Annotated in this window: 20 protein-coding genes and 1 pseudogene; 11 read left to right on the top strand and 10 right to left on the bottom strand. The window is 75.2% G+C overall.

What is annotated here, in order from left to right:
* From D7193_RS32830 to D7193_RS32850, 5 genes are all read right to left on the bottom strand, one after another.
* Positions 1-1,839 (bottom strand): hypothetical protein (locus D7193_RS32830; RefSeq protein WP_206612054.1); only part of this gene is annotated, 1,839 nt, incomplete at its 3' end.
* Positions 1,836-3,605: an ABC transporter permease gene (locus D7193_RS32835; RefSeq protein WP_120783572.1), complete on the bottom strand. Its 1,770-nt coding sequence runs from the start codon at positions 3,603-3,605 to the stop codon at positions 1,836-1,838. The genes D7193_RS32835 and D7193_RS32830, both read right to left, overlap by 4 nt.
* Positions 3,602-4,873 (bottom strand): extracellular solute-binding protein, encoded by a 1,272-nt coding sequence (locus D7193_RS32840; RefSeq protein ID WP_147434490.1) that lies wholly within the window; start codon positions 4,871-4,873, stop codon positions 3,602-3,604. The genes D7193_RS32835 and D7193_RS32840 overlap by 4 nt, the downstream gene beginning before the upstream one ends.
* Entirely contained in the window at positions 4,870-5,496 is a 627-nt protein-coding gene (locus D7193_RS32845; protein WP_158674902.1) for an ATP-binding cassette domain-containing protein, read from the bottom strand. Before D7193_RS32845 ends, D7193_RS32840 begins: the two co-directional genes overlap by 4 nt.
* 192 nt (positions 5,497-5,688) lie before the next feature.
* Positions 5,689-6,666: a helix-turn-helix transcriptional regulator gene (locus D7193_RS32850; protein ID WP_120783575.1), complete on the bottom strand. Its 978-nt coding sequence runs from the start codon at positions 6,664-6,666 to the stop codon at positions 5,689-5,691.
* Between the two features lie 44 nt (positions 6,667-6,710).
* On the opposite strand from D7193_RS32850, the gene D7193_RS32855 reads away from it, so the two are divergent.
* Positions 6,711-7,184: a hypothetical protein gene (locus tag D7193_RS32855; protein WP_120783576.1), complete on the top strand. Its 474-nt coding sequence runs from the start codon at positions 6,711-6,713 to the stop codon at positions 7,182-7,184.
* Between the two features lie 59 nt (positions 7,185-7,243).
* Here the strand turns inward: D7193_RS32855 and D7193_RS32860 are convergent, their stop codons facing one another.
* The gene (locus D7193_RS32860; protein WP_120783577.1) at positions 7,244-7,906 is read right to left on the bottom strand and encodes a TetR/AcrR family transcriptional regulator; all 663 of its coding nucleotides are present in this window, start codon (positions 7,904-7,906) and stop codon (positions 7,244-7,246) included.
* Between the two features lie 109 nt (positions 7,907-8,015).
* Between D7193_RS32860 and D7193_RS32865 the strand changes: the two genes are divergently transcribed.
* Genes D7193_RS32865 through D7193_RS32875 form a run of 3 tightly spaced genes read left to right on the top strand, consistent with a single transcriptional unit; the run spans position 8,016 to position 11,363 of the window.
* Positions 8,016-9,500 (top strand): flavin-containing monooxygenase, encoded by a 1,485-nt coding sequence (locus D7193_RS32865; protein ID WP_120783578.1) that lies wholly within the window; start codon positions 8,016-8,018, stop codon positions 9,498-9,500.
* Complete coding sequence (locus D7193_RS32870; RefSeq protein ID WP_120783579.1) at positions 9,493-10,434, top strand: SDR family NAD(P)-dependent oxidoreductase; 942 nt, start codon at positions 9,493-9,495, stop codon at positions 10,432-10,434. Before D7193_RS32865 ends, D7193_RS32870 begins: the two co-directional genes overlap by 8 nt.
* Entirely contained in the window at positions 10,431-11,363 is a 933-nt protein-coding gene (locus D7193_RS32875; protein WP_120783580.1) for an alpha/beta fold hydrolase, read from the top strand. The genes D7193_RS32870 and D7193_RS32875 overlap by 4 nt, the downstream gene beginning before the upstream one ends.
* A gap of 34 nt (positions 11,364-11,397) precedes the next feature.
* Here the strand turns inward: D7193_RS32875 and D7193_RS32880 are convergent, their stop codons facing one another.
* Complete coding sequence (locus D7193_RS32880) at positions 11,398-12,849, bottom strand: cryptochrome/photolyase family protein (protein ID WP_120783581.1); 1,452 nt, start codon at positions 12,847-12,849, stop codon at positions 11,398-11,400.
* Positions 12,850-12,912: 63 nt separating this feature from the next.
* On the bottom strand, positions 12,913-14,079 hold the full coding sequence (locus D7193_RS32885; protein ID WP_120783582.1) for a low temperature requirement protein A: 1,167 nt from the start codon (positions 14,077-14,079) through the stop codon (positions 12,913-12,915).
* 193 nt (positions 14,080-14,272) lie between these two features.
* Between D7193_RS32885 and D7193_RS32890 the strand changes: the two genes are divergently transcribed.
* The 4 genes from D7193_RS32890 (at position 14,273) to D7193_RS32905 (ending at position 19,558) form a co-directional block, all read left to right on the top strand.
* Positions 14,273-15,379 carry a CapA family protein gene (locus tag D7193_RS32890; protein ID WP_120783583.1) on the top strand — a complete coding sequence of 369 codons (1,107 nt, stop codon included), beginning with the start codon at positions 14,273-14,275 and terminating at the stop codon, positions 15,377-15,379.
* A 152-nt stretch (positions 15,380-15,531) separates the two neighbouring features.
* Positions 15,532-17,415 carry a Xaa-Pro dipeptidyl-peptidase gene (locus D7193_RS32895; RefSeq protein WP_120783584.1) on the top strand — a complete coding sequence of 628 codons (1,884 nt, stop codon included), beginning with the start codon at positions 15,532-15,534 and terminating at the stop codon, positions 17,413-17,415.
* Between the two features lie 143 nt (positions 17,416-17,558).
* Positions 17,559-18,221 (top strand): GntR family transcriptional regulator, encoded by a 663-nt coding sequence (locus D7193_RS32900; protein ID WP_120783585.1) that lies wholly within the window; start codon positions 17,559-17,561, stop codon positions 18,219-18,221.
* Positions 18,218-19,558 carry an MFS transporter gene (locus D7193_RS32905; protein ID WP_120783586.1) on the top strand — a complete coding sequence of 447 codons (1,341 nt, stop codon included), beginning with the start codon at positions 18,218-18,220 and terminating at the stop codon, positions 19,556-19,558. The genes D7193_RS32900 and D7193_RS32905 overlap by 4 nt, the downstream gene beginning before the upstream one ends.
* On the opposite strand, the gene D7193_RS32910 is transcribed toward D7193_RS32905, so the two are convergent.
* On the bottom strand, positions 19,548-19,967 hold the full coding sequence (locus D7193_RS32910; RefSeq protein WP_120783587.1) for a hypothetical protein: 420 nt from the start codon (positions 19,965-19,967) through the stop codon (positions 19,548-19,550). The two genes, D7193_RS32905 and D7193_RS32910, sit on opposite strands and share 11 nt — an antisense overlap.
* Before the next feature lie 255 nt (positions 19,968-20,222).
* Here D7193_RS32910 and D7193_RS32915 point away from each other — a divergent pair, with 255 nt between their 5' ends.
* The 3 genes from D7193_RS32915 to D7193_RS32925 are packed head-to-tail and all read left to right on the top strand — an operon-like array spanning position 20,223 to position 22,416.
* Complete coding sequence (locus tag D7193_RS32915) at positions 20,223-21,311, top strand: S-(hydroxymethyl)mycothiol dehydrogenase (RefSeq protein ID WP_120783588.1); 1,089 nt, start codon at positions 20,223-20,225, stop codon at positions 21,309-21,311.
* Positions 21,308-21,952, top strand: a complete 645-nt coding sequence (locus D7193_RS32920; protein ID WP_120783589.1) for an MBL fold metallo-hydrolase — start codon at positions 21,308-21,310, stop codon at positions 21,950-21,952. The genes D7193_RS32915 and D7193_RS32920 overlap by 4 nt, the downstream gene beginning before the upstream one ends.
* Positions 21,949-22,416 (top strand): VOC family protein, encoded by a 468-nt coding sequence (locus D7193_RS32925; protein WP_120783590.1) that lies wholly within the window; start codon positions 21,949-21,951, stop codon positions 22,414-22,416. Before D7193_RS32920 ends, D7193_RS32925 begins: the two co-directional genes overlap by 4 nt.
* A 103-nt stretch (positions 22,417-22,519) precedes the next feature.
* Here the strand turns inward: D7193_RS32925 and D7193_RS32930 are convergent.
* Positions 22,520-22,814: pseudogene (locus D7193_RS32930) on the bottom strand (hypothetical protein); the annotation flags it as partial.

The raw sequence follows: 22,814 nt of genomic DNA on the forward strand, positions 1-22,814 counted from the left end.
CGCGTGCCCGGCCCGGTCCGCGGCGGACCGGTGCCGCCGGGACAGCTCCAGGTGCTCGACCGCGTCGTCGAGTTGACCGAGGTCGAGCAGGGCCAGGCCGAGATTCATGCGCGCCTGCGCGGTGCCCCGCCGGCCGCGCTCGGCCACGGCCAGGGTCAGCGCGGCGGCGGCGCCCTGCGGATCGTGCCGGCGCCGGCGCAGCACGCCCAGCTCGTTGTGCGCCCACCCGGCGATCTCCGGCCGGTCGTCGGCGGTCGGCGTGGCGAGCACGGTGCGGCACACCCGTTCCCACTCGTCCAGCCGGTCGGCGTGCGCGAGCCAGCCGCAGAGGGCCACCGCGAGGCGGAACCACCACCGCCGCACCCGGCGGGGCAGCGTCTCCGCCGCGCCGGCCGGCACCCGCACCACGGCCAGCAGCAGCTCCTGGTGCAGGTCGAACCAGCCGTACGGGTCGTCGTCCAGGGGCAGCGACCACTCCCGGTCCGGTGGCGACCCGAGCGCCGCCAGGTTGGCGGCGTGCCGCTCGGCGCGCTTCGCCAGGTGGCGGGTGAGCCGGGCCTGCGCGGCGACCCGCTGGCGGACCGGTTCGGCGTCGCGCAGGTGCAGCCGGGCGTACCGGGCGAGCAGCGGGCGGATCTCGTACCGGTCGCCGGGTGCGCCCGCCACGAACGCGGCCGCGGCCAGCTCGTCGAGGAGCCGGGCCACCCGCTCGGGCCGCCGGGCGGCCAGGGCCGCGATGGTGGGCCGGTCCACCGGCGCGGGGCTGAGCGACATGAGCCGGTAGAGCCGCCGGGCCTCCGGGGACAGCGCCCGGTAGGCGGTGTCCCGCTCGGTGACCAGCCGGGCCGCCGGGGAGACGGTGATCCGCTGGTGCGGCGGCGTCTCCACGGCGCGGCGCAGGGCGTCGAGCACGTCGCTGTGCCGCCAGCCGTGCTGGGCGGTGCGGTAACCCAGCGCCCGTACCGTCCGCGGCTGCCGCCCGCACAGGTCGACGATGGACGCCACCGCGGGGTCGGCGCGCGGGTCGGCCCGACGGGCCCGGGCGGCCGGCGCGGCCTGACCGGCGGCGGCGAAGAGCTCGACGGCCTCGGCCGGCCCCGGCTCGGCGATCCAGTGCGCCACCACACCGTCGAGGCCGGTCAGCGCGGGACCTCCGGCGATCAGCAGCCGGCAGGTACGCGCGGTCGGCGGCAGCAGCGGCCGCACCTGCGCCGGCCGGTCGACGTTGTCCAGCACGAGCAGGATCTTCCGGCCGTCGAGGTGGCGGCGCAGCGCGTCGGCGGCCTCGGCGAGCGCGTCCGGCCGGCCCGAGGAGGGCGGTGTCGTGCCGAGGATCCGGGCCAGCGCGGCGAGGACCTGGCGCGCGGACCGGGGCCGGCCGCCGCGGCGCAGATCCAGGTAGTAGTGCCCGTCGGGGAAGTCGTCACGGCAGAGGTTGGCCGCCTGCACGGCGCATGCCGACGTGCCCACGCCCCGCCGGCCCAGCACGGCGACGGCGTGCTCCCGGGCGAGCAGGTCGACGACGGCCGCCACGTGCGCCTCCCGCCCCGTGAAGCCGGCCGGGTAGGGCAGGGTGGGCGCGCCGGTGGCGGGGGCGGCCACCACGTCGGTCGGTTCGACGCCGACCTGGCGGTCGGCCCGGCGGCGGCGGACCTCGAACACCACCCACCCGACCGCGCCGCTGAGCGCCAGCGCGATGCTGGCCGGGCCGAGGACGCTGTCGGCCAGCTCGGAGAGCAGGTTGCTGGCCAGGTTGGCGGCCACGCCGCTGACCAGCGTGCCGACCGCCACCAGGATCGGCCACCGCGGCGGACGGCCGGGGCCGGTGGGGGCGGTCACCGCACGCCACCGGAGACGAGGCCGGCCACGAGATGCCGCCGGGCGAGCACGACCAGCACCACCGGCAGGACGGACGCGATCACCGAGCCCGCGGCCAGCGCCCCGCTGTTGGCCACGAAGCCGCGGGTCTGCCCCGCGAGGAAGAGCCCCAGCGGCGCCGCGTCCGGGCCGCTGAACAGCAGCCCGACCACGAGGTCGTTCCAGACCTGCACGAACTCCAGCACGGACACGGCCACGATCGCCGGGCGGCTGTGCCGGGCCAGCCGCCGCAGCGTGCCCCACCAGTGGCGGCCGGCGAGCCGGGCCGCGCGTACCTGGTCGGCCGGCAGGTCGGCGAACGCGTTGCGCAGCACCAGCACCGCGAACGGCACGCCGAGCGCCATGTGCACCAGCGCCAGGCCCCGGGCGGTGCCGGAGGAGAGCACCATCCCGAGCACCTCGTTGACCGGACCGGCGATCACCTGCACCGGTACGACGACGGCCGTCATCAGCAGCAGGCCGGTCACCTGCGCGGCCGGCCCGGTGAGCCAGGCCAGCGGGTAGGCGGCGAGCACCGCCACGACCAGCACCGTTGCGGTGACCACGGTGGCCAGCAGCAGCGTGAACGCCAGCGCCCGCCACAGTTCCGACCCGGTGACCAGGTCCCGGTACGAGGCCAGGTTGGGCGGCGCCGACCACCAGCCCCGCGCCGCCGCGTCGACCGGCCCGTGCAACGACGTCGCCACGAGGACGGCCAGCGGGACCAGCCAGGCGATCGCCGCGCCCGCCGCGAGCAGCCGGAACAGCCGCGGCGGCGGGGCGGCCCCCGGATCGGGCCCGGCCGGCTCGGCGGGCCGCGGCGGCGGCCACGCCTGCCGGACGAACAGCGCCGCCACCAGCATGCCGCCGGCGACGGCCGCCAGCCAGATCACGCCGAGCGCCGCGCCCTCGCCGGTGGTGGTGCCGCCGGAGGTCTGCCACACGCGCAGCGCGAGCACCGCGGCCTCGTCGCGTACCGAGCCGGGCGTCATCACCAGGATCAGGTCGAACGTCCGGCTCGTGCCGAGCGCCACCAGGGCGAAGACCACCGCGACGGTACGCAGCAGCAGCGGCCGCCACTGGGCGTCCCAGAGCACGTGCCGGCGGGTGCCGCCGTAGGCGCGGACGGCGTCGGCGAGGCTCGACGGGAGCCGGTCCAGCGCGGCCCGGAACACCAGCACGGCGAGCCCCACCCACGCCCAGACGAACGCCGACATCAGCGCCACGGTCACCAGGCGCGGGCCGAGCAGTTGCGGCACCTGGTCACCGCTGCGGCCGGTCAGCCGCGCGGCGACGAGCGTGGCCAGCCCCCGCGACGGGTCCGGGTCGTACATGAGCCGGAAGGTCACCCCGGTGACGACCAGGGGCAGGGCGATCGGCACCACCAGGATCAGCCGGACCAGCCCGCCCTCGTGGGACCTGCGCGACGACGCGGCCAGCAGGTAGCCGAGCCCGGTCACCACGGCGGGCACCAGCAGCGCCCAGAGCAGCGTACGGCCGACCACGGCGCCGGTGCCCGGCGCGGCCAGCGCCTCCCGGAAGTGCGCGGCGCCCACCCAGCGGCCGCCCGTCGTGACGCTCGCGTGCATCGTGCGCAGCACCGGCCACAGCACCAGCCCGCCCAGCAGCAGCGCCGCCGGCAGCACCAGCGCCGACGTGGCGCCCGCCGCCGGGTACGCCCGCCCGCGCCGCGGCGGCCCCACGTCGTCGAGCACGGCCGGTTCGCCGAGCACCGGGAGGCGGGTCACCGGCCACCGCCCGCGCTCCGCGCCGCCGCGGCGAGCTGGCCGGTGGCGCGGCGGATCGCCTCACCGGCGCGTACGCCTCCGGTCACGTCGGCGAAGAAGTCCTGCATGATCCGCCAGATGCCGACGCCGTCGGTGCCCGTGAACGGCCCGGGCAGCCGGTCGGAGAGGTCGAACCGCAGGGTGCCCGCGGTGCGCATCTCGCCGGCCAGCCGGCGGCGGACCGGGTCGGCGTAGCTGGCCAGCGGGACGGTGACGCTCGGCGAGAGGTAGCCGCCGGAGCGCAGCCAGGGCCGGAACGCGGCGGCGTCGGTGAGCCAGGCGACCAGGTCCACCCCGGACGGGGCGAAGGCCACCGCGGCGTCGCCGCCCACGATGAGCGGGCCCCCGTCGGCCCGGTTGCCGGGGAACCGGAACGTGGTGGGCGCCTCCGGGCCGCGCTGGAACCGGTGGACCACGTCGTCGGTGAAGTCGCCCTCGAACACCATCGCGGCCCGGCGCGAGTGCACCACCTGGATCACGGATTCCTCGAACTGGGTGAGGAGGGCTCGCCGCGCCCCGCCGGGGAAGGCCCCGTCGACGCTCCAGATCTCGGCGAGCCGGTCCAGCGCGTCGCGCACCGGCCGGCCCTGCCAGTCGGCGTCCGGCCCGGCGAGTGCGTCGTAGGCGTCGGGCGCCACGTCGGCGAGCACGTTCTCGAACCAGTCGGTGAGCACCCACCCGTCGGCCGCGCCGATGGCCAGCGGCGCCGGACCGTCGCCGCGGCGGGCCCGCGCGCCGAGCCGCCGGGTGAGCGCCACGAGGTCGTCCCAGGTGGCCGGTGGCTGCGGCAGCACCGACGGCAGGTGCCAGAACAGCGACTTGTGCGCCGCCTTCACCCAGACGCCGTAGCGCTGGCCGCGGTCGGTGAGCAGGTCGCCCATGCCGCCCGGCACCGTGTAGCCGGGAGGTGCGGGCAGTGGGGTCAGCCAGCCGCGTCGCGCGTACTCGGTGACCAGGCCGGGGCGGGGCAGGATGGCCACGTCGGGGCTGGTGCCGGCCAGGTGCCGGGCGCGCAGGAAGGCGTCGATGTCGTTGCCGGCGCTGATCGCCTGCACGGGCCCGTCGTAGCCGGCCACCACCTCCCGGAATCGGGCCAGCTCCGCGCCGCTCCAGACCACCGCCACCTGCACGGCGCGCCCGCCGCCGGTGCAGCCGGCCGTGGCCGCCACGGTGCCGGCGGCCGCGGCCCGCAGCAGCGTACGGCGGCGCACCCGCCCCGGCGGCGTCACCGGGCCTCCGCCTCGGTGACGAGCGCGACCCGGGTGGGGATCTCGTCCAGCGTGCGCTCGTCGGCGGTGCACACGAGCACGGCCACCCCCGGGGCGTCCGGCGGCGAGAGCCGGGGGAGCAGGTCGCCGAGGCGGCCGCCACCGGCCATGCCGGACGGCAGGTCGACCACCAGCACCTCGGGCAGGCAGGCGGCGGCGCGGGCGAGGGCGACCCGGAACCGCTGGGCGTCGGAGAGCAGGTGCGGCAGCAGGGCGAGGGTGGGCGCCAGTTCCAGCCGTTCGACGACGGTCGCCGTCCAGTCGTCGGCCACCTCACGCACCCGTTCGCGTTTGCGCTGGCCGTACTCGATGTTGCGCCGCACCGTGAGCTGCGGCAGCAGCGCGTCGCCGGCCGGCACGTAGCCGATCTGGCGGCGCGGCGGCGGCAGGTCGGTGACGTCGCGCTCGCCGACCAGGACCCGCCCGGCCAGCGGCGCGGCCAGCCCGGCCAGGACCCGGGCGACCGCGGTGCCGACCCGGGGCGGCGCGACCAGGGCGGCCGTCCGCCCGGCGGGGACGTCGAGGGTCACCGGCCCGGTGCCGGGCGCGGCGACCAGCGCGCGCAGCCGTAGCGTGACCCTCACCTCCGGTGACCTCGTCGGACCCGTCCCAGGGTGGCACACCAAGCCGACAATCGATGCCCCCGGGGCTCCATAGTGGACCCCGGACTCCGCACCCCTCCCCGCGATCTTGCACTTTGTGCCCCGACATTCCGGGGCGAAAGCCGCGAATCAGGGGCCGAAAGTGCAAGATCGCGGGGAGAGTGGGAGCCCCGGTCAGGGTCGGGTGTAGAGGCGGGCCAGGGTGGTGGCGGTGGTGGTCAGGCGGTCGCGCAGGGCGGCCGGGGCGAGCACCTCGACCTCGGCGCCGAGACGCAGCAGGTCGCCGTGCGCGTGGGTGAGCGACTCGATCGGCAGCACCGCCGTGACCCAGCCGTCGCCGTCGGGCGGGCCGGCGCTCGCGTCCACGGCGGCCACCACGACGTCGTTGGCGATCTCCCGCAGCCGGTCCCGCCCGGCCGGGGAGAGGCGTACGGTCGCCTCGTCGCGGTGCAGCCGGGCCCGGAACTCGTGGACGTGCGCGCGCCACCAGGCCGGCAGGTCGAACTCGGCCGGCCGCTCGAACCCCTCGTCGAGCGGGGTCAGCGCGAGGATCTGGTTGACCCGGTACGTGGCCGGTTCGGCCCGGCCCGGCCGGGCGGCCACCACGTACCAGCGGCCGCCCTTGAGCACCAGCCCGTACGGCTCCAGCACGCGGGTCACCTCGCCGGTCCAGCTGCGGTAGCGGACCTCCACGCGCCGCTGCCGCCAGACCGCGTCGGCGGTGGGCGCCAGGTGCGGCGAGGCGTCGCCGTCGGCGTACCAGCCGGGGGTGTCCAGGTGGAACCGCTGCTGCAACCGGGCGGCCCGCTCCCGTTGCGGCGGTGGCAGCGAGGCGTGCAGCTTGAGCTGGAGCGCGGCCACCACCGCGCCGTCGCCGAGTTCGTCGGCCGGCCCGGGCAGCCCGGCCAGGAAGAGCCGGTCCGCCTCCTCGGCGGTCAGGCCGGTCAGCCGGGTCCGCCAGCCCTCGACGAGCTGGTAGCCGCCGGCGTGGCCGGCCTCGCCGTACAGCGGGATGCCGGCGGCGTGCAGCGACTCCACGTCCCGGTAGATGGTCCGCGTGGAGACGCCTAAGCGGTCGGCGAGCTGGGTGGCCGTGAGGCGGCCGTGCGCCTGGAGGAGCAGCAGGACGGAGAGAAGTCGACTGGCCCGCACTCCGCTGACAGTAGCTGTCAGGGGAGGACCCGTACCGTCCCGGCATGGCATTTTCCGACAAGGACCTGCGCGTTCCCGGGCCGGTGACGGTCGCCGGGCGGCACCTGAAGCGCTACCACATCGACCAGCCGGCCCGTCCGATCGAGCCGGAGGTGGAGAAGGCGGCGTACGAGGTGCTGCCGGGCCTGCTGCCGGAGCCCGACGGCACCCCGCCCGCCGGTTGGGTGGTGCTGCACCGGGGCGCGGACAGCGGCGCGTACCTGCTGGCGTACTGCTGGGCGTGGGACAACGTGGTCGAGGCCCGTATCGCGGTGGCGGGCCAGCCGGTGCTGGGCTGCCCCGACGAGGACCCGAGCCACTTCGTCCCGCTGCGGCGGCCCGGGGTGGGCTGCGTCTGGGAGCTGGGCGTGCTGGAGCACGAGCGGGCGGCCTGGATCCGGCACGTGCTCGCGCCGGAGCGGCCGGACGTCGCGGCGTACCTCGCCGACACCCGCGCCGAGGGGCCGGTGGGCCGCTGATCGGCGACTCAGACGTCCGTGCCGCCGGCGACCGGAGACTTCGCCGCGGGCCGGAGTGGTCAGGCCGGCGGGGGAGCGGTGCTGCGGTAGATCGTCGACAACCACACGTCGAGCAGTACGTCCACCACGTCCGGCTCGGCCACGGCGGGGCCGTCGGCGGCGAACGTCGCGTACATGACCCGCTCGTTCATCGAGTTCAGGGCGATCGCGAGGTCCCGGGCGGGCAGCCCGTCCGGGGCCGCGCCGCGCCGGCGTTCGGCCGCGACGGCCGTCTCGGTGCACCGGACCCAGTGCTCCAGCACTGTCGCCCACAGTTCGCGGACCTCGGCGTTCGTGCCGCGCACCTGGGCGCAGGCGAGGGCGACGGCCTTGTGCTCCCGGAACGTGTCGTGGAACCGGCTGATGAGCTCCCGCCAGCGCGCCCGCGGGTCCTCGGCCACCCGGTCCAGCACGTCGCCGGCGGCGGCGTCGGCCTCCTCGGTGACCCGGTCCAGCAGGGTGAGCAGCACCGCGTCCTTGGAGGCGAAGTAGAAGTAGAACGTGGGGCGGGAGATGCCGGCGCCGCGGGCCAGGTCGTCGATGGAGATGTCGGCGAACGGCCGCTGCTCCAGCAGCCGCTCCGCGGTGGCCAGGATCGCCAGCTCGCGGTGGTCGCCGGCCGAGCGGGCGCCCCGCCGTCCGCGCGGGACCGCGCTCCCGGCGGCGGTACGGGCGGTCGTCATGGCCGTCGATCCTACCGTGGCTCAACACCCTGTCGACAAACTCGACAGGGTGTTGACCGACGTCGACGGCGGTGGATAGGGTCCGTCCACCGCCACCCAGGGAGGTGCCATGGCCACCGACCACGTCGACGTGCTCATCGTCGGCGCCGGGCTGTCCGGCGTCGGCGCCGCCTGCCACCTGCTACGCAGTTGCCCCGGCAAGACGTACGCGCTGCTGGAGGCCCGGGACGCCATCGGCGGGACGTGGGATCTGTTCCGCTATCCCGGGGTGCGCTCCGACTCGGACATGTTCACCCTCGGCTACTCCTTCAAGCCCTGGACCTCCCCGAAGGCCATCGCCGACGGCGACTCGATCCGCGACTACGTCCGGCAGACCGCCCGGGAGTACGGCGTGGACCGGCACATACGCTTCCGGCACCGGGTGGTGAGCGGCGCGTGGGACAGCGCCTCGGCACGGTGGACGGTACGGGCCCACCGCGAGGACACCGGCGAGACCGTGGAGCTGACCTGCGGGTTCCTCTACGTCTGCGCCGGCTACTACCGCTACGACGCCGGCTACACCCCGCCGCTGCCCGGCGTCGAACGGTACGCCGGGCGGCTGGTCCACCCGCAGCACTGGCCGGCCGACCTGGACCACACCGGCAAGCGCGTGGTGGTGATCGGCAGCGGCGCGACCGCCGTGACCCTCGTCCCCGCGATGGCCGAACGGGCCGCCCACGTGACCATGCTCCAGCGCTCGCCCACGTACGTCCTCGCGCTGCCCTCGCGCGACCGGCTCGCCGACGCGCTGCGCCGCCGGCTGCCGGCGACGGCCGTCTACCCGCTGGTCCGCTGGAAGAACGTGCTGCTCGCCACCGCCACCTACCAGCTCAGCCGGCGCGCCCCCCACCTGGTACGCAAGCTGCTGCGGCGGGGCGCGACCGGCCGGCTGCCGGCCGGATACGACGTGGACCGCCACTTCTCCCCGCGTTACGACCCCTGGGACCAGCGGCTCTGCATCGTGCCCGACGGCGACCTCTTCGCCGCCGTGCAGGCCGGGCGTGCGTCGGTGGTCACCGACACCATCGACACGTTCACCGAGCACGGCCTCCGGCTCACCTCCGGCGAGGAGCTGCCGGCCGACGTCGTGGTGACCGCCACCGGGCTGAACCTGCTCGCCCTGGGCGGCATGACGCTGCGCGTCGACGGCGCCGACGTCGACCTCGCCCGGACCGTCGCGTACAAGGGCATGATGCTCTCCGGCGTGCCCAACCTCGCCATGACGATCGGCTACACCAACGCGTCGTGGACGCTGAAGGCGGACCTCGTCGCCACGTACGTCTGCCGGCTGCTGCGGCACCTGGACCGCACCGGCCAGCAGATCGTGACCCCGCAACCGCCACCGGACGACGACCGGGTGCCGCTGATCGACCTCCGGTCCGGCTACGTCCTGCGTAGCCTGGACGCACTGCCCAAGCAGGGCCGGTCCGCGCCCTGGCGGCTGTACCAGAACTATCCCCGGGACGTGCTGCTGATGCGGCACGGCCGGCTCACCGACGAGGGCGTGCGGTTCTCCCGCGCGGGCAGCCCGGTAAGGAGCGCATCGCGTGCGTAGCTTCGACTTCGACGGCGGCACGGCCGTGGTCACCGGCGCCGCCAGCGGCATCGGCGAGGCCCTCGCGCACGGGCTGGCCCGCCGCGGCAGCCACCTCGTCCTGCTCGACCGCGACGCCGACGGTCTGGACGGCGTCGTGGCGGCGATTCGCGAGGCCCACCCGGCCCTGCCGGTCACCACGTACCTCGTGGACCTCGCCGACGCGGCCGCGACCGCCCGGACCGCCGAGGAGGTCCGGCACCGGCACCCGCGGATCCGGCTGCTGGTCAACAACGCCGGCGTGGCCCTCGGCGGCCGGTTCGACCAGGTCACCTTCGACGAGTTCAGCTGGGTCGTGGACATCAACTTCCGGGCGGTGGCGCAGCTGACCCACGCGCTGCTGCCCGCGCTGAAGGCCGAGCCCGGCGCGCACCTGGTCAACGTCTCCAGCCTCTTCGGCCTGATCGCCCCCGCCGGGCAGACGGCGTACGCGGCCAGCAAGTTCGCCGTCCGCGGCTTCACCGAGGCCCTGCGCCACGAGCTGGTCGACAACGGCATCGGCGTCACCTCCGTGCACCCCGGCGGGATCAACACCCGGATCGCGGCCAACGCCCGCGTCGGCAGCGGCGTCGCCCGAGCGGAGTACGAGCAGGGCCGGCGGCAGTTCGAGAAGCTGCTCACCATCCCGCCGGCGCGGGCCGCCGAGGTGATCCTGCGGGGCGTGGCGCGCCGCCGCGGCCGGGTGCTGATCGGTTGGTCGGCGAAGCTGCCCGACCTGCTGGCGCGGGTGGCGCCCGCCTCGTACGGCCGGGTCCTCGCTCTCGGCCTGCGCGGCACCACCCCGACGGCCGCCACGTCGACGGCGCCCCCGCCGGGCGGTCCATCGCCGGTCGACGTGCCCGCCCAGCGCGGCACGCCGCAGCCCACCGCCGAGCGTGCGGGGGAGTCGGCGTGAGCGCGGCGGAGCGGCCCCGGCACGTCACGGTCGCCGGCCGGCGGGTGCGCCACCGCGTCGACGGCGACGGCCCCCCGGTGGTGCTGCTGCACGGCATCGGCCGCACCCTGCGCGACTTCACCGAGCAGCACGACCTGCTCGCCCAGCGGTTCCGGGTGCACAGCGTCGACCTGCCCGGCTACGGCGGTTCGCTGCCCATGGCCGAACCCCACGACCTGGCGGCGCTGGCCCGGTTCGTCGGCCGGTACCTCGACGTGGTCGGCGTCGACCGTCCCGCGCACCTGGTCGGCAACTCCCTCGGCGGCGCGGTCGCCATGCGGCTCGCCGTCGCCGAGCCGGCCCGCGTGGCCAGCCTCGCCCTGGTCAACAGCGCCGGCTTCGGCCGGGAGGTGACCCTCGCGCTGCGGCTGCTCGCGGTGCGCCCGCTGGGCCGCCTGCTGCTGCGCCCCAGCCGGGCGGTGGCCCGCCGCACCGAGCTGGCCCTCTTCCACGACCCGGCGTTCGCCACCGCCGAGCGGATCGCGTACGCCCTGGAGGTCGCTCGGCAGCCGTACGCCGCGCGGGTGATGCTGGAGACTGCGCGCAGCCTGGGCGGGTTCCGCGGCGTGCGCGCGCCCTGGCGGGAGGAACTGCTCACCCAGGTGGCCGCACTGGACCTGCCGACGCTGGTGGTCTGGGGCGACCGCGACCTGATCCTCCCGGCGGCGCACCTGGAGGCGGCGCGCACCCTGCTGCCCCGAGCCCGCACGCACCTGTTCCGCGACTGCGGCCACATGCCGCAGATCGAGCGGGCCGAGGAGTTCCACCGGCTGCTGCTGGACTTCTGGGCGGCGCCGGCCGGGCAGGGCGCCCTCACGGCCACGATCGGGGACCCGCGCGAGGAGGCCGGCGAGGCCGGGCGACGCCGGCCGGCGACGGAGGCCGGCTGACCGGTCGCCCGGCCGGCGACGGACGCCGGCTGGGTCAGGGCGGTGTGCTGCCCCGCTTCTCCTCCTGCGCGAGCACCGCCTCGCGGTGCTCCGGGTCGTCGCGGCGGGCCAGTTCCGCGGCGAGCCGCGGGTCGTCGAGGAGCCGTTCCCGGTTGCGGTGCAGGAAGGTCTCGAACCCGCCGGTGTACGGGCACGCCAGGTCGCCGAGCGCCCGCTCCGGCGTGTACCGGCAGCCGGCGCAGTAGTCGCTGATCTCGTCGATGTCGGTGCCGTCCACCGCGTACGGGCGGGTCTCGACCAGGGGCAGGTCGGCGCCGTGGCTCATGCCGAGCACTGTCGCGTTCATCACCCAGTCGGCGCCGTCGACGAACGAGCGCTGGAACCAGTCGACCAGCTCGGCGGGACGCCAGCCGCGCTGCAGCGCGTAGTTGCCGAGCACCCGCAGTCGGGGGACGTGGTGGGTGAACGCCGTGTCCCGCACGGCGCCCAGCACGTCGGCGAGGCAGCGCGCCTCGACGACGTCCGCGTCGAGGTCGGCGAACCACTGCGGCAGCGGCTCGGCCGCGATCATCCGCCCGGTGGCGAGGTGCCGGGGCTCCCGGTACCAGTAGAGCTGCCAGAGGAACTCCCGCCAGCCGAGCAGCCCCCGCAGGAACGCCTCCACCGCCGCCCGCGGCGCCGACCCGTCGCGCCACGCCCGCTCGGCGGCGCGCGCCGCCGGCTCCGGGTCGAGCAGGCCGAGCGTGAACGACGAGGAGAGCCCGCTGTGCGCGAGCAGCGGATCCTGCACGCTCATCACGTCGGCGTACCGGTCGTACTCGGGCAGCCGGTGCCGCAGGAAGTGCGCGAGCCGGGCCTGCGCCTCGGCGTGCGTGGCCGGGAACCGTCGGGGACCGTCCCGGCCCACGAACCGCACCCCGTCGGCCGCCCACCGGTCCAGGTCGTGGCGCACCCGCGCGTCGATGTCGTCCTCCACGACCCGCGGTGGCGGCGGCACGGGCCGCGTGGGAGCGGCCGAGCGGGGCCGGCAGCGGGACGCCTCGTCGCCGTCCGGTGCGGCGAGCACACCGTGGCGGCGCGACGCGTACCGGAAGAAGTCCGTCATCCGGAGTGGACCGGGCTGCCGGTCGGCCCAGGCCGCGAAGTCGGCCCGGTCGGTGACGAACCCGCGCGGCGGCAGCACCGCGAGGCCGGGCACGGACCGGGCGAAGCGCAGCGCCGCCCGGGAGTGCGGGTGGCACATCTCCACGGGCTCGGTCACCCGGTCGAGGGCTTCCCGGAAGGTGCCGGTGCGCAGCAGCAGCGCCCGCTCACCCAGCTCGGCGGCGCGGTGGCGTAGCGCCGACAGGATCAGGTGGGCCCGCTGCCGGTGCATCGGCCGACGCCGGAAGAGCTCCCGCGCCTCGACGAGCAGCACCGGCTGGTCGGGGTCGTCGAGGAAGTGCGGCCCGAGCTGGTCGGCCAGCAGCCATCGGCGCGGAGACATGGTCCAATTCTGCCCACTTCCGGCCGGCGATACCCCATACCGGATGGGTACGGGGGGTCGCGTTCAGGACGCGGCGTCGTCGGACCCGGTACTCACGGTGGCCGCGGTCGGGTCGGCGGTGGCGTTCACCCGCCGGGCCAGCACGGTCACCGCCACCAGGAGGAACAGCAGGACCGCCACCAGGGGTACGGGCACCGGCCCCAGCGGCGCGAGCAGCACCAGGACGGCGGTGGCCGGGAAGACCGCGGCCAGCCGTGAGCGTTGCTGGCGGCGGACGTGCAGCGCCCACAGGGTGAACAGGTAGACGGCCACCGGCACGGCCACCGCGTACCCCGCGGTGACGCCGGAGATGTGCCCGTCGCCGCGTTCGTGGTCCACCTCGACGGCCAGGCCGGCGCCCACCGCGGCGACCGAGGAGAAGATCAGGTAGTGGCCGTAGCCCCAGAACAGCGAGCGCCGCAGCTGCGTCGACATCTCCACGGGCCGGTCGAAGTAGAGCCACCAGAGCGCGTACACGATGATCGCGCCGGACGCGGCGACGGACCACAGATGGGTGTCGCCCGCGTCCACGCCCGTCTGGACCGCCAGCGACGTCGCGAGCACCACCTCGCCGAGCACGATGAGGGTGAACAGGCCGTACCGCTCGACGATGTGCCGCGGATGCCACGGCGTCATCCCGGGCCGCTCGGCCAGCGCGGGCACCAGCAGCTCGGCGATCACCAGCACCACGAACGAGACCACGCCCCAGCCGTCCGGCAGGGCGAGCCGTACCAGCCAGCCGACCTGCACCAGCACGACGCCCACGGCGTACCGGCTCGCGGCCGCCCGGTGGGCCGGGTCGCCGGCCGCCGCTCGGATCCAGTGCGCGACCGCGGCGAGCCGCATCACCACGTACCCGAAGGTGATGGTGGTGAAGTCCTCCTCGGTGAACGCGCGCGGCACCCCCGCGGCCAGGATCAGCGCGCCGGAGATCTCCACCAGTGTGGTGATCCGGTAGACGTCGTCGTCGGTGTCGTACGCGGAGGCGAACCAGGTGAAGTTCATCCACGCCCACCAGATGGCGAAGAAGACCATCGCGTAGTGGCCGGCCGCCATGCCGACGTGCCCCTCCGACACGGCGTGGTGCAGGTTGCCGGCCGCCTGCGCCACCGCCACCACGAAGCAGAGGTCGAAGAAGAGTTCCAACGTGGTGGTGGACCGGTGCGGCTCGTCCGGCCGGCGGGCGGTCATCCGCCGGTACCATGGCCGCGGTGATCGGATCTGGGTCACACACGCTCCTCCGGCCGGCCGTCGCCCACGATGGCCAGCCGTCGTCCACACGATAGCCAGCCCGTCCGGCGGGCCGGGGCCGGATCCGGGGCGCGACGGCCGCGCGTTCTCCCGTCCGGCCCTGCCGCGGGCCTCCGGATGGGAGAGTGCCCGCATGGCCGACGATCTGACCCTCTTCCTCGGCGGGGACGTGATGACCGGCCGGGGCGTCGACGCCGTGCTGCCCCACCCGGGCCCACCCGACCTGTGGGAGGAGCAGGTCCACGACGCCCGGGACTACGTGCGGCTGGCCGAACGGGGAGGCGGGCCGGTGCCCCGGCCCGTGCCGCCGGAGTGGCCGTGGGGGGTGGCCCTGCCGCTGCTGGACGACCTCCGCCCGCAGGTGCGGATCGTCAACCTGGAGACCGCCGTGACGGGGCGCGGCCGGCACGAGCCGGGCAAGGCCGTGCACTACCGGATGCACCCCGACAACGTCCCGTGCCTCACCGCGGCCCGGCTCGACGTCTGCGTACTGGCCAACAACCACGTGCTCGACTTCGGCCCGGTGGGGCTCACCGACACGCTCGACGCGCTGGCGGGCGCCGGGATCGCGTACGCCGGCGCCGGCCGCCACACCGACGAGGCGTGGCGACCCGCCCCGGTGGCGCTGCCGGGAGGTCGCCGGCTGCTCGTGTTCGCGGCCGCCACCCCGTCCAGCGGGGTGCCTCCGCACTGGGCGGCCACCGCCGACCGGCCCGGTGTGGCCTACCTGCCGGACCTCTCGACGGGCACGGCCGACGCACTGGCCGCCCGGATCGCCGCGCACGCCGGGCCCGGGGACCGGGTGCTGCTGTCGGTGCACTGGGGGTCCAACTGGGGGTACGACGTGCCGCGGGAGCAGGTCGCGTTCGCGCGCCAGCTGATCGGCGCCGGGGTCGACGTGGTGCACGGGCACTCGTCGCACCATCCCCGGCCCGTGGAGGTGCACCGTGGCCGGCTCGTGCTGCACGGCTGCGGGGACCTGGTCGACGACTACGAGGGCATCGGCGGCGCGGAGGTGTACCGGCCCGACCTGCGGTTGCTGTGGCTGCCGACGCTCGACGCCGCCACCGGGGAACTGCGGACGCTGCGGGCCGTGCCCCTGCGGATCCGCCGGCTGCGCCTGGAGCGGGCCGAGCCCGCCGAGACGCGGTGGCTCGCCGGCCTGCTCGACCGCCTCGGCCACCGGTTCGAGGTGGACGCCGACGGGCTGCTGCGCGCCCGGCACACCGCGACGGGCTGACGACGGGCCCGGCCGGTTCGTCGGACCATCGTGGACGTACGCCTCTCGGATGATCGACGGGGAACGCTGGCGGACCTAGCATGGGGGTGAATGGATCTTCGGGATCCACCCCCTGGCCCATCGGCCACCAGCCCGAACGAAGGGAGACGCGCGTGCGTCGACTCTCCCATCTGGCACTACTCGGCGTCGGCGTGTCCGGCGCCCTGGTCCTGAGTGCCGCACCCGCCTCGGCGGCGGCGCCACCCGCGCCCGCCCCACTCCCGGGCATCGTGGTCAGCGACGGCATGACCCAACCGGTCTTCTCGCTCGCCGACGCCATCGAGGAGCGGGTGTACGTCCAGACCCCGGTGGACACCGACCACGACGGCCGCCCCGACCGGGTGGCCATCGACATCTCCCGGCCCCGCGAGACCGCCACGCAGGGCTTCAAGGTGCCGGTCATCTTCGAGCACAGCCCGTACCGCAAGGACACCTGGGGTGACGTGCCGTACCCGAGCGTGCTGGTGGACGACCTGCCGCAGAACGGCGCGACCCGCCACTCCGGCCTGCGGGCGCTCGACCTGGGCGTGCAGCGCGCCGAGGCGAAGGCGAACCTGCCCGGCTCGCTGGACGACTACTACGTGCCGCGCGGCTACGCCGTGGTGCTCGGCCAGAGCATCGGCACCGGCGACTCGGACGGCTGCCCCACCAGCGGCGACCAGGCCGAGACGCTGGGCACCAAGGCCGTCATCGACTGGTTGAACGGGCGGGCGAAGGGCTACGACGCCAGCGGCGCGCCGGTCACCGCCGGCTGGACCACGGGCGCGGTCGGCATGACGGGCGTCTCCTACAACGGGACGCTGCCCAACCAGGTGGCCACGACCGGGGTCGAGGGGCTCAAGACGATCGTCCCGGTCTCCGCGATCAGCAGCTGGTACGACTACTACCGGGCCAACGGTCTGGTCGTCGCACCCGGCACCTACCAGGGTGAGGACACCGACATCCTGGCCCAGTTCACCGCCGGCCAGACGCGCGCGCAGGGGCGCTGCGCCGACGAGATCGCCGCGCTCACCGAGGACCAGGACCGGGTCACCGGCGACTACTCGGCGTTCTGGCGGGACCGCGACTACCTCGACGCCCGCAAGGTCGAGGCGAGCGTCTTCGTGGTGCACGGCCTCAACGACTGGAACGTGAAGACCGAGCACTTCGCCGGCTGGTGGGACGAGCTCGCCAAGCGCCACGTCCCGCGCAAGATCTGGCTGCACCAGGGCGGGCACGGCGGCCCGGGCAACAACGCCTCGGTGACGTTGCCGGACGGCCGGACCTGGACGTACAAGCAGACCGAGAACCGCTGGTTCGACTACTGGCTGTGGAACGTGCGGAACGGGATCATGGACGAGCCCACCGCGGTGCTGCAGCGGGAGAACCGGGTCTACACCACGTACGCCAACTGGCCGGACCCGGGCGCCCGTGAGGTCGGGGTGAACCTGGCCGCGACCAGCGCCACCGAGCCGGGCACGCTGACCACTGGCAAGGCGCCGAAGGCCAAGGTCCAGCAGACCTTCGTGGACGAGGGCCGGACCATCCACCCCGACACCCTCGTCGCCGACCCCGACACGGCGAGCGCGAACCGGCTCGCGTACCGCTCGCCGGCGCTGGCTCAGGACGTCCGCATCTCCGGGCGTCCGGAGATGCGGCTGACGATGGCGATCGACAACAAGCCGGACGCCAACCTCACCGTCTACCTTGTCGACTACGGCCCGGCCGGCTCGACCGCCGCGCCGACCGTGGTGACGCGGGGCTGGATGGACCCGCAGAACCGCAAGAGCCCGTCGCGCACCGAGCCGGTCAAGCAGGGCAAGCTGTACGACTACCGGTGGACCCTGGAGCCGAAGGACTACGTGTTCCAGGCCGGCCACCGGATCGGCGTGGTGGTCTTCTCCAGCGACCAGGAGTACACGCTGCTGCCGTTGGGCGGTACCCAGCTGCGCGTCGCCCCGAACGACAGCGAGCTGCGCCTGCCGGTGGTCGGGGGACGCGACGTCCTCGGGTTCTGACCCGCTGACCGTCGACTGATCCGCAGATCGGGGGTGGGGCGGTCCGACACATCGGACCGCCCCACCCGCGTGTCCGGGTGGCCCACGCCACGTTCGGTCGACCGGCGGCAGGCGCCGCGACGGTCCCGGCGCACCATAGATACATGACGTATCCCTCGGCGCCGTCCCGGGCAGCCGCGCCATCGGCCGCCGAACGCGCGTACCGGCACCTCAAGCGCGCGATCCTCGAGCAGGTCTACCCCGGCGGCCTGCTCGTCAGCGAGGGGGAGATCGCCGAGGCCACAGGGGTCTCCCGGACGCCGGTGCGGGAGGCGCTGCTCCGGCTGGAGACCGAGGGACTCCTCAAGCTCTACCCGAAACGGGGCGCGCTGATCAGGCCCGTCTCGGCAGGCGAGATCGCCGACGTGATCGAGGCCCGGCGGCTCGTCGAGCTGCACGCCGCCGAACGGGTGTGGCCGTCCCGCGCCGCCCTCAAGGCCGACCTCGGTCGCTGGCTGGCCGAGATGCGGCGGGCCCACGCCGCCGGCGACCTGACCGCGCTCATGGCCGCCGACCGGGCGTTCCACGCCACCGTGGTGGAGGCCGCGGGCAACGAGATCCTCGCCGAGCTGTACCAGCGGCTGCGCGACCGGCAGCTGCGCATGGGCGAGGCCAGCTTCCGCCTCTCGCCCGGCTGGGCCGACGTGGCGCTCACCGAACACGCCGCGCAGCTCGCCGCGCTCGACGACGAGACCCCGGCCCGGTGGCTCGCCGCCGTGGCGGCGCACATCGACAATTCGGCGACCGTGCTGCGGACCGTGCGGTGAGCGCGGCCGTCACCACGACCGTCGCCCCCCGCCGCTCCGCCGCCCTGGTCTGGGGCGTGGCGCTGGCCGCGTACGTGGCCGCCGTGTTCCACCGCAGCTCGCTCGGCGTCACCGGGGTCGACGCCACCCACCGCTTCGGCATCAGCGCGTCGGCGCTGGCCACCTTCTCCGTCGCCCAGCTCGCCGTGTACGCCGCGATGCAGGTCCCGGTCGGGGTGCTGCTCGACCGGTTCGGCTCGCGCCGGCTGCTGGCCGTCGGCGGCGCGCTCATGGTCGCCGGCCAGCTCTGCTTCGCCCTCGCCACCGACGTACGCCTCGCCGTGGTCGCCCGGATCCTCGTCGGGCTCGGCGACGCCATGACGTTCATCAGCGTGCTGCGGATCGTCACGTTCTGGTTCCCGGGTCGGGCCAACCCGCTCGTCGTGCAGCTCACCGGAACGCTCGGCCAGTTCGGGGCGATCCTCGGCGCCGTACCCCTCGTGGCGCTCCTGCACCACGCCGGCTGGACCCCGGCGTTCCTCGTGGCCGCGGCGCTCGGCGCCACGGCCGTGCTCCTGGTGCTCGTCGCCGTGCGGGACACCCCGCACCGGGAGACCATCGCGGGTCCGCCGCCCAGGCCCGCCGCCGTACGCCGCGACCTGGCCACCGCCTGGGCGCAACCGGGCACCCGGCTGGGCCTGTGGACCCACTTCGTCACCCAGTTCTCCGGCAACGTGTTCGCGCTCCTCTGGGGCTACCCGTTCCTGGTCCAGGGCCAGGGGCTCACGCCCACCACCGCCGCGTCCCTGCTCACCGTGATGACCGTGGCCGGGCTGCTCGTCGGGCCGATCCTCGCGCACCTCTGCGCCCGGCACCCGTTCCGCCGCTCGGTGCTGGTCTTCACCGTGGTCGCCACCACCGCCGCCGTGTGGGGCGGCGTGCTCGCCTGGCCCGGGCCGGCGCCGCGCTGGCTGCTGGTGGCGCTGGTGCTGGTGCTCGCCGTCAACGGCCCCGCGTCGATGATCGGCTTCGACTACGCCCGTACGTTCAACCCGGCGAGCCGCATCGGCAGCGCCACCGGGATCGTCAACGTCGGCGGCTTCGTCGCCTCGATCGTGCTGGTACTCGCCGTCGGCGTGGTGCTCGACCTCACGACGCCGGCCGGCCGGAGCACCCCCGACCTCGCCGCGTTCCGCTGGGCCTTCGCCGTGCAGTACGCGCTCTGGGCGCTCGGCGCGGTCCAGGTGCTGCGGTACCGCAACGCGGCCCGCCGCCAGCTCGCCCAGGCCGCGCGGGAACCCGTCGGGGCCCCGGCGGTGGCCGCCGGCGCCGCGGGAGAGCCGGGAGTCAGCGGGTGAGCTTGCGGTGGGTGAGGTCGTCCAGCACCAGGGTCAGCCCCGCACCGACCAGCCAGATGTCCTTGGCGAGCGCCGTGCCCTGCTGGGTCGGCCGCACGCTACCCGGCTCCCGCATGCCCGGCGTCTTCAGGTAGAGCTGGACGAGCCCCGCGCTGAAGGCGGTCAGGCCCAGCCCCACGAGCGTCGACGGGATGAACGGGACGAGCAGGGCCGCGCCGAGCGCGATCTCGCTGTACGACAGCAGCTTGGCGAACTTCTCCGGCGGGACCTGGCGCAGCTGCGGGATCGCGCCGGTGGCCATGCCGTGCATCCCCTGCGCCGCCTCTCCTTCGAGGTTCCGCTTGCTCAACCCCGAGTTCAGCACGAAGGCGCCGATCGCGGCCCGCAGCGGCACGTGCGCGAGTTTCATGATCACTCCTGTGGTGAGGCCCGGAACGTGTCCCCGCCTACCCACCATCGGCCGGGATAACCCGCCGTCTTCGCCGACTGGGCCGGACGGATTGATCGCGATAGGTTCGCCCCGGGGCCCGTCCGGTCCCGCGTACTCCCGCCGGTGCCCGTCGCCGCCCGCCGGCCCGCGTACCGGCGGACCCGGCGGTTCCTGTACCGGCGGGGCGCGCGTCGCCGGCGGCCCGGCCGCCACCGCACGAACAGGAGGGCAACCGTGAGCCAGGAGGTCCGGGGAGTCATCTCCCGCAGCAAGGGCGCACCGGTCGAGGTCACCACGATCGTGGTACCCGACCCCGGGCCGGGCGAGGCGATCGTCCGGATCCAGTCGTGCGGGGTCTGCCACACCGACCTGCACTACCGCGAGGGCGGCATCACCGACGAGTACCCCTTCCTGCTCGGCCACGAGGCCGCCGGCGTCGTCGAGGAGGTCGGCGAGGGCGTCACCGGTGTGGCACCGGGCGACTTCGTGGTCCTCAACTGGCGTGCCGTCTGCGGGGTCTGCCGGGCCTGCCGGCGCGGCCGCCCCTGGTACTGCTTCGCGACCCACAACGCCGCCCAGCGGATGACCCTCACCGACGGCACCGAGCTGGCGCCCGCCCTGGGCATCGGCGCGTTCGCCGAGAAGACGCTCGTGCACGCCGGGCAGTGCACCAAGGTCGACCCGTCCGCCCGACCGGCCGCCGTGGGCCTGCTCGGCTGCGGCATCATGGCCGGCCTCGGCGCGGCCATGAACACCGGCGGGGTCACCCGGGGCGACTCCGTGGCCGTGATCGGCTGCGGTGGCGTGGGGGACGCCGCGGTCGCCGGCGCGGCTCTGGCCGGCGCCACGACGATCGTGGCCGTCGACACCGACCCCCGCAAGCTCGACTGGGCCCGCCGCTTCGGCGCCACGCACACCGTCGACGCCTCCGCGCAGGACCCGGTCGAGGCGATCCGCGCGGCCACCGGAGGCTTCGGCGCCGACGTGGTGATCGACGCGGTGGGCCGCCCGGAGACGTGGAAGCAGGCTTTCTACGCCCGCGACCTCGCCGGCACCGTGGTGCTCGTCGGCGTACCCACGCCGGAGATGACCGTCGACCTGCCGCTGCTCGACGTGTTCGGCCGTGGCGGCGCCCTCAAGTCCAGCTGGTACGGCGACTGCCTGCCCAGCCGGGACTTCCCCATGCTCACCGAGCTCTACCTGCAGGGCCGCCTCGACCTCGACGCGTTCGTCACCGAGGAGATCGCGCTGGACCAGGTGGAGCAGGCGTTCGACCGGATGCACGGCGGCGACGTGCTGCGCTCGGTGGTGGTCTTCCCGTGACGGCTGGGGCGGCGGCCCGGGTCGACCACGCGGTCACCTCCGGCACCTTCTCGCTGGACGGGCAGACGTTCGACGTGGACAACAACGTTTGGGTAATCGGCGACGACGCCGAGTGCGTCGTGCTCGACGCGCCGCACGACGTGGACGCCATCCTGCGGGTGGTGGGGGAACGGCGGGTCCGGGCCATCCTGGCCACCCACGCTCACGACGACCACGTACGCGTCGCTCCGGCGCTGGCGCGGGCCACCGGCGCGCCCGTCCTGCTGCACCCCGACGACCGAGTGCTGTGGGACCTGGTCCACCCCGACGTACCGCCCGACGGGCCCCTCCGCGACGGCGACACCGTCGAGGTCGCCGGCACCGCGCTGCGGGTGCTGCACACGCCCGGCCACAGCCCCGGCGCCTGCAGCTTCCACGCGCCGGACCTGGGCGTCGTGTTCACCGGCGACACCCTCTTCGCCGGCGGGCCGGGCGCCACCGGCCGCTCCTACAGCGACTTCGGCACCATCGTCGAGTCGATCCGGAGCCGACTGCTCACCCTCCCGCCCGGGACGGTGGTGCACACCGGGCACGGCGACGACACCACGATCGGCGCCGAAGCGCCGCACCTCGACGAGTGGATCGCGCGGGGGCAGGCATGACACGCGAGGCCGACCGTCCGCCCACCGTCCGTCAACTCCGGCTCGTCGTGGAGGCCGACGACTACGAGGCCGCCGTGGCGTTCTTCCGCGACGCGCTCGGCCTGCCCGAACAGGAGGCCTACGCCGGTGAGGGTGGCGCCCGGGTCGTCATCCTCGACGCGGGCCGCGCCACCCTGGAACTCGCCAACCCGGCGCAGAAGCGGATGATCGACGAGGTGGAGGTGGGCCGGCAGGTCGCGCCCCGGCTCCGGGTGGCCTTCGAGGTGGACGACAGCCGCGCCACCACCGACCGGCTGGTCGCCGCGGGTGCGGAGCAGGTCGCCCCGCCGACGGTCACCCCGTGGCAGTCGCTCAACGCCCGCCTCGACGCGCCGGCCGGCCTGCACATCACCGTCTTCCAGGAGTTGCGCACCCCGGAGGAGCGGGCCGGGCTCGAGGGCTTCGGCGTCGACGACGAGCGGTAGGCCGTCCTGCGGAGGCCGTCCTGCGGAGGCCGTCCTGCGGGCCCGGATACGCCGCTGGCCGGCACCCCTGTTCGGGGTGCCGGCCAGCGTGTGTGCGGTTGTGTCAGCTGTTCCAGTGCTGGGCGACGAGGTCGGCGGCCTGCTGTTCCCACTGTGCGTACGCGTCGGGGTAGGCCGACACCTGCACGGTCTGCGCGGCGTCGGTCAGGGGCATGTTCTGCCAGCCGTCGACCTGCTTGAGGCCCTTCTGGAACGCCATGGTCGAGTACTGCGGGTCGGTGATCTGCTCGGGGGTGCCCCAGCCCGAGCTCGGGCGCTGCTGGAACAGGCCCAGCGAGTCGTGGTCGTTGGCGTCACCCAGGTGGCCCAGGTTCTCCAGCTTCGACTCCTGCAGGCTG

The organism is Micromonospora costi (assembly GCF_003626655.1).
GTDB lineage: Bacteria > Actinomycetota > Actinomycetes > Mycobacteriales > Micromonosporaceae > Micromonospora > Micromonospora costi.